We start from the raw sequence: 13,608 nt of genomic DNA on the forward strand, positions 1-13,608 counted from the left end.
GGCGTACGAGGGCGGCGAACGGCCACCCGGAGGAGGTCGTGGAGCAGGTCAGCAGTTCGCCCTGGTCCAGCCCGGCAGGGCACGGCGTTCACCGTCGGCGTCACCCCGGGTTACCGGTCGACAGCGAAGCGACAGCTCTGGCTTACCTCCCTCTGATCTCGAACACGTTTAGATCTCGACATCGTCTGAACAACCGGTGCCCGCAGGCCGTACCCCCCTGCACACGCACGAAGCTCGCAATGAAGGGAACGTCAGCATGACGACCAGCGAATCGCTTCCCCCCGCTCCGGCGCCCGCCCGCCGTACTGTCGTGGCGGCGGTCGGCGCGGCCGGACTCGCCGTCGCGCTGACCGCGTGCGGATCCTCCGACGACAGTTCCTCGGTCGACTCCTCGGACACCCAGGCCGGCGCGAACGCGAGCGGCGGCGGCTCCGGTTCGGGCAGCAGCGCCTCGTCCGGCTCCGGCGGCACCGCCCTGGCGAAGACCTCGGACATCCCCGAGGGCGGCGGCAAGATCTTCAAGGACCAGGGCGTGGTGGTCACCCAGCCGACAGCCGGCACCTACAAGGCGTTCTCGTCGAAGTGCACGCACCAGGGCTGCGCGGTGGCCAGCATCGCCAACGGCGTGATCGTCTGTCCCTGCCACAAGAGCGAGTTCTCCGTGACCGACGGCAGTGTGAAGAAGGGGCCCGCGACGCAGCCGCTGCCCGCCGAGCAGATCAGCGTGAGCGGGGACTCGATCACGCTGGCGTGACGCGTGCGCGCCGGGGCCGGGCGAAGCAGCCCAGCACCTCGTCCGTGGTCGCGACCGTGGCGACCAGCGCGAGGGTGTGGCGCACCATCGCCGGGGTGTAGTCGGAGGGCACCCCGGCGACGGCGTCCGTCGGCACGACGACGGTATAGCCGCGGTTGACGCCGTCGAACACCGCGTTGGGGATCGCCACGTTGGCGGAGACGCCGGTCACGACCAGTGTTCGGCAGCCGAGGTTGCGCAGCAGCGCGTCCACCTCGGTGCCCTGGATCGGCGACAGCCCGTGCAGCCGTCGTACGACGAAGTCGTCCTCGGTGACCTCGATGGGGGCCGCGACACGGACCGCCGTGGTGCCGGACAGCTGCTGGACGGGCAGCCGCTCGGCGGCACGGAAGAGGCGGGCGTTTCGGCTCGCGCCCCGGCCGTCCGGGCGGCGCTCGGCGATCGCGTGGATTACCTGGACGCCGCTGTCGTGCGCCGCGGCGACCAGGCGCGCCACGTTGGCGAGGGTGCCGGAGGTGCGTGCCTCCTCGGCGAGTTCGGGCAGGGCGCTGTCGGGTCCGACCACGCCCTGCTGGCACTCGACGGTGAGCAGGACCGTCGTCGCCGGATCGAGGAGTTCGCTGAGCTGTTCGTACGAAGGCACGGCTCCCCCTGGCCTTGGAGGGTGTGGGGCGGTGAGACTAGCCATCCTTGCGTGGGGGCGGAAGACGTCCCATCGTTTTCTGACGTGATGTCAGAGGATCTCCTGTGACACGACGTGAGAGAAAGAGGGGGCCGTATGACCGTCACGCAGCGCCGGGGCCGGAAGATCATGATGACGCCGGGCGAGCTGGACGAGTTCCTCACCAGCCAGCGCACCTGCCGGGTCGCCACCGTGTCCGCGAGCGGCGCCCCGCATGTCAGCACCCTCTGGTTCGCCTGGGACGGCACCTCGATGTGGCTGTACTCGGTGGTGCGCAGCAAACGCTGGACCGATCTGCGGCGCGATCCACGGGTCGCGATCGTGGTCGACACGGGTGAGGAGTACGACGAGCTGCGCGGCGTCGAGTTGTCCGGGGCCGTGGACTTCGTGGGCGAGGCTCCGCGCACCGGGGAGCTGTGCGCGGAGCTCGACCTGCCGGAGACGTTGTTCGCGCGGAAGAACTTCCACCTGGAGGAGATGCCGCACGACGGCCGGCACGCGTGGATACGGCTGACGCCGGAGAAGATCGTCTCCTGGGACTTCCGGAAGCTGGGGCCGGCCTGATTCACCCGACCTTCTCGGCGGCGGTGCGCAGGGCCTCGACCGCCGCCCGGATCGACGGGCGGCGGTCGGCGTCCGCCCGCCACACCGCGTAGATGTACCGGTGCACGCGGGGCCGCACCGGCACCGCCCGCACCCCGGCCGGCATCGGGTCGCGGCCGAGCCGGGGCGCGACGCAGACGCCCAGCCCGGCGGCGACCAGCGCGAGCTGGGTGTGGCTTTCCTCGGCGCGGTGGGCGATCCGGGGCTCCATGCCCTTGGCGCGCAACGTGTAGAGCAGCCACTCGTGACAGAACTCGCCCTCCGGCCAGGCGACCCACTCGTCCTCCGCGAAGTCCTCCAGGTCGACCTCGTCGCGGTCGGCGAGCGGGTGGTTCTCGGCCATGGCGATCTCCACGGGGTCGTCGAGGATCGACGCCTTGGCGAGGCCCTGCGGCATGGGCAGCGGCTTGTTGTACCAGTCCAGGACGACCGCGACGTCGGCGTCGCCCCGGAGCACGGCGTTGACCCCGTCCTCGGGCTCCAGTTCCCGCGAGCTCAGGCGCAGCGCCGGGTGGGCGGCGCGCAGGCCGGTGAGCGCGTCGGGGAACAGCCCCCGCAGAGCGGTCGGGAAGGCGGCCAGCCGCAGCTCGCCGACGACCTGGCCGCGCTGCGCCTCCAGGTCCGACTGGGCGACTTCGACCTGCGACAGGATGCGCGCCGCATGGTCGGCGAGCAGCCGGCCCGCGTCCGTGAGCCGCACTCCGCGCCCGTTCTTGGCCAGGAGTTGCTGTCCGACCTCCCGCTCCAGCTTGGACATCTGCTGCGAGACGGCCGAGGTCGTGATGTGCAGCCCCTCGGCGGCGCCGCTGACCGAGCCGTGCCGGGCGAGGGCGTCCAGGGTGCGCAGGCGCTCCAGGTTCAACATGTAAGCGATACTACGAGGTACTCCTCGAAAAATCTCGATTGTCCTACGAGATCGTCCCGGTCATCGTTGTCCGCATGACCACCGCGACCTCCACCTCCACCTCCGCCGTTCGTCGTCGCCACCCTCGTCCTCGTCCTCGTTCTCGTCCGACTCTGGACTGGCGGCTGCGTTTCGGCGCCCTGTCCCTCGTCTGGGGCTTCAGTTTCCTGCTCATCAAGGTGGGCACCGGCGGGTACGCCCCCTTCCAGGTCACGCTCGGTCGCCTGGTGTTCGGCACGGTGGTGCTCGCCGCGGCGATGGCGGTCAGGCGGGAGCGGCTGCCGCGGGGCACACGCACCTGGGCGCATCTGGCGGTCGCCGCCTTTCTGCTCAACGCGCTGCCGTTCTCGCTGTTCGCCTACGCCGAGCTGACCATCCCGTCCACCCTCGCCGGCGTCTGCAACGCGACCTCGCCGCTGTGGGGCATGGCACTGTCCCTGGTCGCCCTCTCCGAAGACCGGCCCACGCGCGTCCGGGTCGCGGGTCTCGGCCTCGGCTTCCTGGGCGTCCTGACGGTTCTCGGCGCCTGGCAGGGCTTCCAGGGCCTGGACGCCGCGGGCACCGCGATGGCCCTGCTGGCCTCCCTCAGCTACCCGGTCGGCTGGATATACGTCCGCCGCACCCTGGCCGGCTCCAACCACTCGAACCTGTCCCTGACCGGTGCCCAGCTACTGCTGGCAACGCTCCAACTGGCGGTCGTCACCCCGCTGTTCACGAGCGTTCCGGGCCACTTCCCGCTGGTCCCGCTGCTCGCCACAGCCGCGCTGGGAGCCCTCGGCACGGGGCTCGCCGTACTCGTCCAGTACGGCGTGGTCGCCGAGGTCGGCCCCACGACCGCCCAGATGGTCACGTACTTCATCCCGGTCGTCGCGACGGCCGCCGGTGTCGCGGTCCTGGGCGAGTCGCTGAGCTGGTCGACACCGGTCGGCGCGGCGATCGTGCTGGCGGGTGCGGCGCTCACTCAGATCAGGCCGAAGGCGGGTCAACAGCCGGATCGCCGGCACCGCCCATGACCGACAAGTGCAACCGTGGCCATGACTCCAGGCCGGAGTCCTGGACACAGGGCACGAGCGGAGCCTAGACATAGCTGCGCATCGGGGCCGGCCCCACCGCGGAGGCGATCGCGTCCGCGAGCGGGCCGGCCTCCTCGGCGGTGAGGGTCGAGACCGTGATGCGGATGCCGGGGGCCGCGCTCATCCGGAAGCGGGCGCCGGGTGCGACGGCCCAGCCGGAGTGCAGCAGACGGGCGACAGCACCGGTCTCGTCGGGAACCGGGACCCACACGTTCATGCCGCTGCGCCCGTGGGCCGAGACGCCGCGCTCGGCGAGGGCGTCGATCAGCGCCTCCCGCCGGCTCCGGTAGGCAGCCGCCACCGCCGGTCCGTCCACGGCGCCGTCGGCCCACAGCCGGACCACGGCCCGCTGCGTCAGCAGGCTCACCCAGCCCGGCCCCAGGCGTTGCCGCCCGCGCACCCGGTCGACGGTGACGGTGTCCCCGGTGAGCACGGCGAGCCGCAGGTCGGGGCCGTAGGCCTTGGCGACCGAGCGGACGAAGGTCCAGTGGTGTGTCACGCCGGCCAGCGGGTGCAGCGGCAGGTCGACGATGCCGTGGCCGTGGTCGTCCTCGATCAGCAGCGTCTCGGGGTGCGCCTTGAGGACGGCACGCAGGGCGCGCGCCCGCCGGGCGCTCAGGGAGGCCCCGGTGGGGTTCTGCGCGCGGTCGGTGATGACGACGGCTCGCGCGCCCGCAGCCAGGGCGGTACGCAGGTCGTCGGGCAGCGGCCCCTCGTCGTCGACGCCGACGGAGAGCGTACGCAGGCCGAGTGCCGGAACGAGATCGAGGGTCCGGCCCCAGCCCGGGTCCTCGACCGCGACGCCGTCGCCCGGTTTGAGGTGCGCGGCGAGGACGCGTTCGACGGCGTCCAGCGATCCGGAGGCCACGGTGAGCGGTCCGGCCGGTACGCCGTCCGCGTCGAGGCCGGCCCGGGCGAGCCGCGCCAGCTCCGGCTCAACGGGCTCGGCACCGTACAGCACCGGCTGCCGGTCGCCCTGTTCGGCCGCCGCCGCGAACGCCCGCGCGAGCGGCGGCAGCAGGGCGGGGTCGGGATTGCCGTCGGACAGGTCGCGCACCCCTGCCGGTACGTCGGCGCGGGTCATCTCGCGACTCGTCGTGGCCGGCTTGGGCCGCACTCGGCTGCCCCGGCGTCCGGCGGTCTCGATGACCCCGCGCTCGCGCAACGTGCGGTAGGCGGCAGCGACCGTGTTCGGGTTCACGCCGAGCATCGCCGCCAACTCGCGCATGGGTGGCAGCAGTTGGCCCGGCTCCAGCTCACCGGCGCCCACCGCGCGCTCGACGCTGGCGGAAATGTCCGCCGCACGCCGGCCTTCGATCGGATATTCTCCTAGCACAAAGACCATTATGCACTAGTACAATGGAGACCGCCATGCAGGGCACCCCGCAGACGACGCCGCCCGCCGCCTACGCCGCCACCGACCGTACGGTCCCCACACGCTCCCCCGACCGGGCCGCCTACGACAAGGACCTGGTGCACGCGATACTCGACGAGGGTTACGTCTGCCACCTCGGCTTCGTCCGCGACGGCGCGCCGGTCGTCCTGCCCACGCTGTACGCCCGGGCCGGCGAGCGGCTCTACGTCCACGGCTCGACCGGCTCGCGTCCGCTGCGGATGACGGGACAGGCCGACCCGGGCCTGCCGGTGTGCCTGACCGTCACGCATGTGGACGCGCTGATCCTGGCCCGCTCGGCATTCCACCACTCGATCAACTACCGCTCCGTGGTGGTACACGGGGTCGCCCACGACGTGACCGACCCCGAGGAGAAGCGGACCGCCCTGGACACGCTGGTCGACCAGGTCGTCCCCGGCCGGGCCGCCGATTCCCGGCCCGCCAACAAGAAGGAACTCGCGGCCACCGCCGTGATCCGCCTCGACCTGAACGAGGTCTCCGCCAAGCTCCGCACCGGCGGCGTCAACGACGAACCCGAGGATCTCGCCCTCCCGCACTGGGCCGGCGTCGTTCCGCTCCGCAAGGGCTACGACACCCCGGTCGCCGACGCCGGCCTGGCCCCCGGCACCGAACTCCCGGACTATCTGTCGATGTTGTGAGGCGGGGATCCTGAGGGTGTTCGCGAGCCCTCCGGGCTTTCGAGGGGTTCCTCCGGGTGTCCGGAGGGGCCCTTCGTACATACGAGGGGCCCCTCCGGACGTACGAGGGGTTCCCTCCGGACGTACGAAGGGCCCCTCCGGGCGTACGAGGGATCCCTCCGGACGTACGCGAAGGGCCCCTTCCCATCACCCCGTCACACGAGCACCGGCTCCTCGTCCGCCGCGCCGCCCCGGGCCTCCGCCACCGCGAGCCCCGCGACCGAGGCGAGCAGCAGCACGGTCCCGGCGAGCGTCGGGGCGGTGAGCCGCTCCCCCAACAGGACGACGGCGAGCACCGCCGCGCTCACCGGCTCCAGCAGCATGATCACGGACACGATGGCGGGCCGTACGACGGCGGCGGCCGCGAAGTACAGGGCGTAGGCGAGCGCCGTGGGGACCGCCGCGATGTAGGCCACCAGGCACAGCAGCCGGCCCGGTTCGGCGGTGTGCGGCACCAGACCCTCGGCCAGGGCGAACGGCAGCAGGCACAGGCTGGTGACGGTGAACGCCGCCACGGACGTACCCGCGGCGTCCACTCCGCCGTCGCGGCCCCACCGGCGGGTGAGCAGCGTCATCACACAGCACCCGGCCGCCGACAGCAGCCCCAGCAGGACACCCCACGGGCGTACGGTCGCGCCCCCGCCGCCGAGGGTCAGCACCCCGAGCCCGGCGAGCGCCACGGCGACGGCGACGATCCCGCCCCGCCCGAGCCGCTCCCCCAGGGTCAGCCGCGCGCCGAGCGCGATGAGGACCGGACCGGCGCCGAGGGTGACGACGGTGGCCACGGCGAGACCGGTGGCGGCGACGGCCGCGAAGTAGGCCGTCTGGAACACGGCCAGCCCGACACCGGTGGCACCGGCCCGCAGCGCCCTGCGCCGCAGGGGCTGCGTGACGGCGGCCCGGGCGCATGGACGCAGCAGGCGGGCGGCCGCCAGCAGTACGAGTCCGGCGGCGCAGCGCCAGAAGGACAGGGCGACGGGCCCGATGTCACTGGCCCGGTAGGCCAGGGAGCCGGCCGCACCCGCGGTGCCCCAGGCGACACCGGCGACGATCAGATAGGCAAGGCCTCGCCCGACGGGCAGGCCGACAGCGGCATTCGACACGTGATTCTCTCCGCGGACGCGCGCAGGGCGCGTCCTTCGCAGAGGCACGCCCGGCGCTGAAGTTCGGGAAGGACGCCCGCTCGGCGGGGTCCACGGACTTCTTCTGCGGGCAGCACCGTCACGCCCCGCGACGCGCGGGGCGTGGTTTCCGGAGGGCCCGCCTCAGGCGGCCGGCGGCGGAAGAACGAGTGCGTCGGAATGCATGATCGGCAGCCTAGGCGGCGGTCCCCCGGGACGACCATTCCTTTTCGCCGCCCCCGCCTGCCACCGGCTCCGCCGAGCCGCGGGCGGGCGCCGACGACTGCGCGATGAACGCGCCGGCCAGGACGACCGCACCACCGATGATCTGTGGCGCCGAGAGGTGCTCGCCGAGCAGGATCCAGGCGAGCACCGTCGCCAGGACCGCCTCCAGACACGCCACGACCCCGGCGACCTGCGGGGAGAGCCGGCGCACCGCCAGCACGCCGGTGACGTAGGCGAGGACCGTGGCGACGAGCACGATCCAGCCCAGCAGCAGACCGGCCGCGACCGGGGTGCCGTCCATGTCGGCGGTGTGGGCGAGGAGCGACCAGTCCAGGTTCCAGGGGCGCGCGACGACTGTGAGCACGGCGGCGCCGACGAGGAGGCCGTACGCGATGACCCCGAGCGGGTCGGGTGCCTGGTCTCCCGAGTCGCTGCCCTGGTCGGACAGGACGAAGTAGCCGACCTGGCAGCAGGCGGCGCCGAGCGCGAGCAGCAGTCCGAGCACGTCGAAGCTGAGGCCCGACCAGACCTCCACGACACAGGCGAGGCCGCCCACCGCGAGGACCACGCCGAGCGCGGCGGCCCGCGTCACCGGCCGCCGTTGCACGAGCCGCACCCAGCCGAGCACCAGCGCGGGCGCGAGGTACTCGACGAGCAGGGCGACTCCGACGGGGATCCGGGAGATCGCGGCGAAGTAGCAGGCCTGGACACCGGCCACGGCGAGCAGACCGAACCCGGCGAGCAGGGCGGGCCGGCGGCGCGGCAGCCCGCGGTGCCGGACGGCGACCGGGAGCATCACCAGGGCGCCACCCGCCACGCGCAGCCACACCACGTGGAGCGGGTCGAGTCCGGCCTCGATCAGCGGCTTGGCCGCGACACCGGACCCGCCGAAGGCGAGCGCGGACACCAGCGCGAGACCGAGCCCGATACCCCTTCCCTGCCGGCCCTGACTGCTCTCAGACGTATGCACCGGCACATGATGGCAGGCGCCGACATGAGCGTCACCCCTGTTGGCACCTGTCTGAGCGACTGGACCCGGCACCGGGCACTCCCGCTGTACGCGGCCGAAGCTCAGAAGGTCCGCCGTGGGCGACTGTCGCCCGACGCCGGGGCGACCCGCCACAGACGGCTGTCGACTCGGGTCAGGACCTCACGTGCGTCGATCCCGGCGCGGCCCAGCACCTCGACGGCCCGCGCCTGCGGATCCGCGACGATCGCGGCGAGGAGGTCGACACCGAGGGCCCGGCCGCCACGGTCGGCGGCGCGCGCGTGGGCGTACTCCATCGCCCCGGCGGCCAGCGGCGACAGGCCCTCCCCGCGTGTCACCACCGGTACGGCGCCCGAGTCCTCGACGCTGCCCTGCCAGCGCAGCCCGTAGCCGATGCTGCGCTGCACGAGGTAGCCCATGAGACGCGCGAGTTGGGCCTCGCCGTCGAAGAGGGCACGCACCTCGGCATCCGACTCCAGGAGCGAGTGGAGCAGATGGGCGGTGTCGATCTGCCGGTCCCCGTCCCTGAGCGCCCTGCGGCGGGCACCGGAGACCACCGCTGCCAGCTCGTCGCTGAGTCTGACATCGTCGTCCGTGTGGGCCGGGCGCCGGCCGTCGCGCTCGTGGGCCGACTGCCGGGGGATACGGGGTTGCACATCTCCCAGCTCATCAGTCCCTTCCTGTCGGGTCATCCACGGGAGGAAGCATTTTCACGTCCCACGGGAAGGGGACCCCAGGTGCCGGAATCTCCTCCTCAGGGATGAGATCACGCCGTTTTGCCCCGAGGGGCACGCGCCGCCTTGTTCCCCTGGCTGGTGACTCTGCTTGCCGTTGACGGCGGGCAGGGACACTTCACGCCCCGGATACTCCTGACAGTTCGTCAGTATTGAATATTGCGGCCGCTGCGGCTACGTTCCGCGACACCGTAGCCCGACACGAAGGGGTGGTCGCATGGCCGAAGTCAGCGCGGAGGCATCTCTCCCGGCGCCCGCGGAGAAGGTCTGGGACCGGCTCACCGACTGGCCCCGGTACGGCGAGTGGAACGCGACCCACACCAGTTTCCCCAAGGGCGGCCCCGAGACCCTCGCGGTGGGCGGGACGTTCGAGGAGAACATGAAGCTCATGGGCTTCCCGGCCGAGGTCGAGTGGACCATCGAGGAGCTGGAACCGGCCCGGCTGTTCGCCATCCGAGGCAAGGGGCCCATGGCTGTGACCGTCGCCACGCGCTACACCCTGACCCCCGAGGGCGACACCACGACCGTGCGCATCGACGGCGAGTTCACGGGTGCGGCGGTCTCGCTGATGGCGGGCAAGCTGAAGGACTCGGCGACGGCCGCGCTGAACGAGTCGCTGCGCAAGCTGTCGGGACTGGTGGGCTGACGGGTTCCCGCCGGGCCGTGAGGCCGTACACACGAAGGTGCCCCGCGGATCGCTCCGCGGGGCACCTGTCCTGCCGCCGTTTCCAGTCGCCGTCCTGATCACCGATTTCCGGCGCCGTACGACGGTCAGCCCTCGTCGGCGAGGATCAGGTACAGCTTCTTGCGGGCCTCGTTGATGACGGCGACCGCCTTCTCGCGCTGCTCCTTGCTGCCCGTCTTCCAGACCTGGCCGAAGGCCTCCATCAGACCGAAACCGGCCTGGCGGATCTCACCGAGGGCCTCCCAGTCGACACCGCGGGAGGCTTCCTCCCAGGGCGCCTCGGGCCCCTCCTCGGCCGCGGTACGGCCGGTGTCAGTGAGGGAGAACAGCTTCTTGCCGCCCTCGGTCTCACTGGCGATCAGCCCCTCGTCCTCCAGCAGTTGGAGGGTGGGGTACACCGAGCCGGGACTGGGCTTCCATGCCCCGCCGCTGCGCTCGGCGATCTCCTGGATCATCTCGTAACCGTGCATGGGCCGGTCCTTCAGCAGGGCGAGGATCGACGCGCGCACGTCACCGCGCCGCGCCCTCCCCCGCGGTCCGCCTCGACCCCTGGGCCCCCAGGGGCCGGCTCCGAAGCCGGGTCCGCCGAATCCGGGACCACCGGGCCCTCCGGGCCCGAAAGGCCCGAAGGCACCGCGCCGGCCCTCGAAACCACCGCGGCCGCCGGGCCGACCGGCGCCACCGTGTCCACGCTCGTATCCGTGGGAACGCATCGCAATCACTCCATTCCATCGTTGATCTGTCGCGATGCCTCAACGATATATCGGTAGCGTTCGCAAGGCAAGCCCCCTCCCGATGCGACCGGTCTGACCTGTCCCCGGAGAGCGCGGTCAGGCGGCGAAGGAGGCCAGCAGTTCGTTGTACTGCTTGGCGGCGGTGGCCAGGTCCTCGTCGGAGAGGCCGAAAGCCGTGCCGTACAGCTTGACCATCGGCTGGATGTCGAACTGGCACAGCCGCAGGGTCGCGTGCCAGTTGCTGAGGAGAGTCTCGATGGTGGCCTCGTTCGCGCCTTCGGGGGTGTAATGGTCGCCAGGAACGCCCGTGGTCACGGCGACGACAGCCTTCTTGCCGGCCAGCTGCGAGGCGGAGCCGTCCATGGTGAAGGCCCAGCCAAGGGTGAAGACCTTGTCCTGCCACTGCTTGAACAGCGGGGTGGTGTTGTACCAGAACACCGGGTGCTGGAAGACGATCACATCGTGCTCGGCCAGCAGGGCCTGCTCCGCGGCGACGTCGATCTGGAAGTCGGGGTAGGTGGTGTAGAGGTCGTGGACGGTGACATGGGGCAGATCGCGGACGGCGTCCGCGAGCGCCGCGTTGGCCTTCGACTGGGACAGGTCGGGGTGGCCTACGACAAGGAGAACCTTGGACATGAAAAAGCCTCTTCAGTGATCAGTGATCAGTGATCAGTGATGGGTGAACGGACGCGCGTTGGCCGGGTGTGACCGTTCAGCGGTCAGCGGTCAGCGGTCGATGCTGGACATGTTGGCCTCGTCGTGGCGCTCGCCCGAGGCCGGAGTGAGGTTGTTGAGGCGGTCGAGCTGCGCGGGAGTGAGTTCGACGGCGTCGGCGGCGGTGTTCTCTTCGACGCGGGAGACCCGCCGGGTGCCGGGGATGGGGGCGATGTCGTCGCCGCGGGTCAGCAGCCATGCCAGCGCGGTCTGGGCCGGGGTGGCTCCGATCTCGGCGCCGATGGCCCGCACTTCGTCGACGATGCGCAGGTTGCGCTGGAAGTTCTCGCCGGTGAACCGCGGGTTGGTCTTGCGCCAGTCGTCGTCGGTGAAGTCGTCGACGGTGCGGATCTGACCGGTCAGCAGGCCGTGCCCGAGGGGCGAGTAGGGCACGAAGCCGATGCCGAGCTCGCGCAGCAGCGGGAGGATCTCGGCCTCGACGTCACGCGTCCACAGCGAGTATTCGGTCTGCAGCGCGGCCACCGGGTGCACGGCGTGTGCCCGGCGGATCGTGTCGGGGCCGGCCTCGGAGAGGCCGATGTGGCGCACCTTGCCCTCGGCGACCAGTTCGGCCAGCGCGCCGACGGTTTCCTCGATGGGCGTGTTCGGGTCGACGCGGTGCTGGTAGTAGAGGTCGATGTGGTCGGTGCCGAGCCGCAGGAGCGAGCCTTCGACGGCGGTCTTCACGTTGGCGGGGCTGCTGTCGATGACGCCGGGGCCGTCGCCGGCGTGGGAGACGAGGCCGAACTTCGTCGCGATGACGACGTCGTCGCGCCGGCCCTTGATGGCCTTGCCGACGAGTTCCTCGCTGTGGAAGGGGCCGTAGATCTCGGCGGTGTCGATGTGGGTGACCCCAAGGTCCAGCGCCCGGTGGATGGTGCGGATCGACTCGGCGTCATCGAGTCCCCCGCCCGTGGTGTAGACGCCGGCCATGGTCATGGCTCCCAGGCCGATGCGGGAGACATCGAGCCCACCCAGGGTTACGTGCTTCATCAGATACTCCTCTTCGTAGCGGCCGCCAGGCCGGTCGGTGGTCATGGACTGTGGGTGCCATGACCGGTTCGGTGCGCCACCAGTCGGCGGACCGTGCTCCGGGGCGTATTTGCGCAGGCGCGGGGTCGCCGTGGGCCAGGCCGGTGTTGCCTGTGACGGGTGGCGGGGATGGGTGGGCTGAACCGGCTGTGCCGGGTCAGTGCCGCTGGGCCGCGGGCTCCAGCACGAGGACCGGGATCTCACGGTCCTTCTGGTATTCGGCGTAGGACCCGAACAGCTCGACCTGGTCGCGCACGAACTGCGCCGTGCTCGGCTCGTACTCGCCTTTCAGTGGCATGGTGCCCCCTCAGACGGTGGTGTCGTCGTAGGCGAGGCCGCCGCCGAGTTCGCGGGAGGCTTCGGCCTGGGCGAGGAGTTCCCTCGCCTTGGCCTCGGCGGCCTCGATGGCGTCCGCGCCGGCGACGAAGCGCAGCAGGGGCTTGTCCTGGCCGGCGATGGTGAGCAGGGCGCGGGCGAGCTTGGCGGGGTCGCCGGGCTGCTTGCCGTTCGTGCTCTTCATACCCTCGATCCTCGGGGCGGTGCGCGGCGCGTAGTCGTCGATGGACAGCTCGGGCCAGACGGTGGAGCCGTCCACGAGGAGTTCGGTGCGGAAGTAGCCGGGCTCCACGACGGTGGTGTGGATGTCGTACGGCTCGACGTCGAAGCGCAGGGATTCCATCCAGCCCTCTTCCGCGAACTTGGAGGCGGCGTACGCAGAGGTGAACTCCATTCCGACCAGGCCGGCGGTCGAGGTGATGGTGATGACGTGGCCGGCGCGCTGCTTCCGCATGATCGGCAGGACCGCGCGGGTGACGTTCATCGGGCCGAAGAGGTTGGTCTCGAACTGGCGGCGCATCTGCGCGGGCGAGATCTCCTCGAAGTAGCCGGTGAACAGGTTCCCGGCGTTGTTGATCAGGACGTCGACGCGTCCGAAGCGGTCGACGGCTGCCTGCGCGGCGTCCTCGGCGTCCTCGATGCTGGTGACGTCGAGCCTGGTGACCAGCAGGTTGTCCTGCGGTCCGCCGAGGGTCCTCTCGACCTCCTCGGGGCGGCGGCCGGTGGCGACGACCTGGTGGCCGGCCGCGAGGGCCTCGCGGGCGATGTCCGTGCCCAGGCCGCGTCCGGCACCGGTGACGAAGATGACCTTGCTCATGGGGGATTTCCTTTCAGATGCCGTGATCCGGCACCTGGTGTGCGGGGAGATACGGCGTGCCCGTTCCGGCGGCCGGCCGTGCGGTGAGCGCCGGTCGAAGCGTCGGTGTGGGGGC

At 71.5% G+C, this 13,608-nt stretch carries 16 protein-coding genes; 5 read left to right on the forward strand and 11 right to left on the reverse strand.

From position 1 onward, the window contains the following. The first annotated feature begins 256 nt into the window (after positions 1 to 256). Entirely contained in the window at positions 257 to 754 is a 498-nt protein-coding gene (locus ACIBK3_RS29540) for a Rieske (2Fe-2S) protein (protein WP_399370449.1), read from the forward strand. Here ACIBK3_RS29540 and ACIBK3_RS29545 read toward each other — a convergent pair. Further along, a complete protein-coding gene (locus ACIBK3_RS29545; protein WP_399370450.1) occupies positions 741 to 1,397 on the reverse strand; it encodes a cysteine hydrolase in 657 nt (218 codons plus the stop codon). The genes ACIBK3_RS29540 and ACIBK3_RS29545 overlap by 14 nt on opposite strands. A 135-nt stretch (positions 1,398 to 1,532) precedes the next feature. On the opposite strand from ACIBK3_RS29545, the gene ACIBK3_RS29550 reads away from it, so the two are divergent. Beyond that, positions 1,533 to 2,000, forward strand: a complete 468-nt coding sequence (locus ACIBK3_RS29550; protein ID WP_399370451.1) for a pyridoxamine 5'-phosphate oxidase family protein — start codon at positions 1,533 to 1,535, stop codon at positions 1,998 to 2,000. A 1-nt stretch (position 2,001) separates the two neighbouring features. Here ACIBK3_RS29550 and ACIBK3_RS29555 read toward each other — a convergent pair whose 3' ends face one another. Further along, the gene (locus tag ACIBK3_RS29555) at positions 2,002 to 2,904 is read right to left on the reverse strand and encodes a LysR family transcriptional regulator (RefSeq protein ID WP_399370452.1); all 903 of its coding nucleotides are present in this window, start codon (positions 2,902 to 2,904) and stop codon (positions 2,002 to 2,004) included. A 74-nt stretch (positions 2,905 to 2,978) separates the two neighbouring features. Between ACIBK3_RS29555 and ACIBK3_RS29560 the strand changes: the two genes are divergently transcribed. Further along, entirely contained in the window at positions 2,979 to 3,956 is a 978-nt protein-coding gene (locus ACIBK3_RS29560) for a DMT family transporter (RefSeq protein ID WP_399370453.1), read from the forward strand. 64 nt (positions 3,957 to 4,020) lie between these two features. On the opposite strand, the gene ACIBK3_RS29565 is transcribed toward ACIBK3_RS29560, so the two are convergent. Then, positions 4,021 to 5,352 carry an aminotransferase class I/II-fold pyridoxal phosphate-dependent enzyme gene (locus ACIBK3_RS29565; RefSeq protein WP_399370454.1) on the reverse strand — a complete coding sequence of 444 codons (1,332 nt, stop codon included), beginning with the start codon at positions 5,350 to 5,352 and terminating at the stop codon, positions 4,021 to 4,023. 35 nt (positions 5,353 to 5,387) lie between these two features. On the opposite strand from ACIBK3_RS29565, the gene ACIBK3_RS29570 reads away from it, so the two are divergent. Then, a complete protein-coding gene (locus tag ACIBK3_RS29570; RefSeq protein ID WP_399370502.1) occupies positions 5,388 to 6,068 on the forward strand; it encodes a pyridoxamine 5'-phosphate oxidase family protein in 681 nt (226 codons plus the stop codon). A gap of 194 nt (positions 6,069 to 6,262) precedes the next feature. On the opposite strand, the gene ACIBK3_RS29575 is transcribed toward ACIBK3_RS29570, so the two are convergent. From ACIBK3_RS29575 to ACIBK3_RS29585, 3 genes are all read right to left on the reverse strand, one after another. Beyond that, positions 6,263 to 7,210: a DMT family transporter gene (locus tag ACIBK3_RS29575; protein ID WP_399370455.1), complete on the reverse strand. Its 948-nt coding sequence runs from the start codon at positions 7,208 to 7,210 to the stop codon at positions 6,263 to 6,265. Positions 7,211 to 7,424: 214 nt separating this feature from the next. Continuing rightward, positions 7,425 to 8,429 carry an EamA family transporter gene (locus ACIBK3_RS29580; RefSeq protein ID WP_399370456.1) on the reverse strand — a complete coding sequence of 335 codons (1,005 nt, stop codon included), beginning with the start codon at positions 8,427 to 8,429 and terminating at the stop codon, positions 7,425 to 7,427. A gap of 95 nt (positions 8,430 to 8,524) precedes the next feature. After that, entirely contained in the window at positions 8,525 to 9,097 is a 573-nt protein-coding gene (locus tag ACIBK3_RS29585) for a Clp protease N-terminal domain-containing protein (RefSeq protein WP_399370457.1), read from the reverse strand. Between the two features lie 295 nt (positions 9,098 to 9,392). Here ACIBK3_RS29585 and ACIBK3_RS29590 point away from each other — a divergent pair, with 295 nt between their 5' ends. Beyond that, positions 9,393 to 9,821, forward strand: a complete 429-nt coding sequence (locus tag ACIBK3_RS29590) for an SRPBCC family protein (RefSeq protein WP_399370458.1) — start codon at positions 9,393 to 9,395, stop codon at positions 9,819 to 9,821. Between the two features lie 125 nt (positions 9,822 to 9,946). On the opposite strand, the gene ACIBK3_RS29595 is transcribed toward ACIBK3_RS29590, so the two are convergent. From ACIBK3_RS29595 to ACIBK3_RS29615, 5 genes are all read right to left on the reverse strand, one after another. Beyond that, on the reverse strand, positions 9,947 to 10,573 hold the full coding sequence (locus tag ACIBK3_RS29595; RefSeq protein ID WP_399370459.1) for a PadR family transcriptional regulator: 627 nt from the start codon (positions 10,571 to 10,573) through the stop codon (positions 9,947 to 9,949). Positions 10,574 to 10,690: 117 nt separating this feature from the next. Then, a complete protein-coding gene (locus ACIBK3_RS29600) occupies positions 10,691 to 11,230 on the reverse strand; it encodes an NAD(P)H-dependent oxidoreductase (protein ID WP_399370460.1) in 540 nt (179 codons plus the stop codon). Positions 11,231 to 11,320: 90 nt separating this feature from the next. Further along, positions 11,321 to 12,301: an aldo/keto reductase gene (locus ACIBK3_RS29605; protein ID WP_398658306.1), complete on the reverse strand. Its 981-nt coding sequence runs from the start codon at positions 12,299 to 12,301 to the stop codon at positions 11,321 to 11,323. Positions 12,302 to 12,497: 196 nt separating this feature from the next. After that, positions 12,498 to 12,638: a hypothetical protein gene (locus tag ACIBK3_RS29610; RefSeq protein WP_399370461.1), complete on the reverse strand. Its 141-nt coding sequence runs from the start codon at positions 12,636 to 12,638 to the stop codon at positions 12,498 to 12,500. 9 nt (positions 12,639 to 12,647) lie between these two features. Next, on the reverse strand, positions 12,648 to 13,493 hold the full coding sequence (locus tag ACIBK3_RS29615; protein ID WP_399370462.1) for an SDR family NAD(P)-dependent oxidoreductase: 846 nt from the start codon (positions 13,491 to 13,493) through the stop codon (positions 12,648 to 12,650). Positions 13,494 to 13,608 lie beyond the last annotated feature (115 nt).

The organism is Streptomyces sp. NPDC050287 (genome assembly GCF_044459385.1).
Taxonomy (GTDB): Bacteria; Actinomycetota; Actinomycetes; order Streptomycetales; family Streptomycetaceae; genus Streptomyces.

Excerpts from the sequence above, each read along its gene's own strand:
- ACIBK3_RS29590 (WP_399370458.1), top strand. The coding sequence starts at position 9,393 with ATGGCCGAAGTCAGCGCGGAGGCATCTCTCCCGGCGCCCGCGGAGAAG.
- ACIBK3_RS29560 (WP_399370453.1), top strand. The coding sequence starts at position 2,979 with ATGACCACCGCGACCTCCACCTCCACCTCCGCCGTTCGTCGTCGCCAC.
- ACIBK3_RS29600 (WP_399370460.1), bottom strand. The coding sequence starts at position 11,230 with ATGTCCAAGGTTCTCCTTGTCGTAGGCCACCCCGACCTGTCCCAGTCG.
- ACIBK3_RS29555 (WP_399370452.1), bottom strand. The coding sequence starts at position 2,904 with ATGTTGAACCTGGAGCGCCTGCGCACCCTGGACGCCCTCGCCCGGCAC.
- ACIBK3_RS29540 (WP_399370449.1), top strand. The coding sequence starts at position 257 with ATGACGACCAGCGAATCGCTTCCCCCCGCTCCGGCGCCCGCCCGCCGT.
- ACIBK3_RS29550 (WP_399370451.1), top strand. The coding sequence starts at position 1,533 with ATGACCGTCACGCAGCGCCGGGGCCGGAAGATCATGATGACGCCGGGC.
- ACIBK3_RS29605 (WP_398658306.1), bottom strand. The coding sequence starts at position 12,301 with ATGAAGCACGTAACCCTGGGTGGGCTCGATGTCTCCCGCATCGGCCTG.
- ACIBK3_RS29615 (WP_399370462.1), bottom strand. The coding sequence starts at position 13,493 with ATGAGCAAGGTCATCTTCGTCACCGGTGCCGGACGCGGCCTGGGCACG.
- ACIBK3_RS29595 (WP_399370459.1), bottom strand. The coding sequence starts at position 10,573 with ATGCGTTCCCACGGATACGAGCGTGGACACGGTGGCGCCGGTCGGCCC.
- ACIBK3_RS29570 (WP_399370502.1), top strand. The coding sequence starts at position 5,388 with ATGCAGGGCACCCCGCAGACGACGCCGCCCGCCGCCTACGCCGCCACC.
- ACIBK3_RS29610 (WP_399370461.1), bottom strand. The coding sequence starts at position 12,638 with ATGCCACTGAAAGGCGAGTACGAGCCGAGCACGGCGCAGTTCGTGCGC.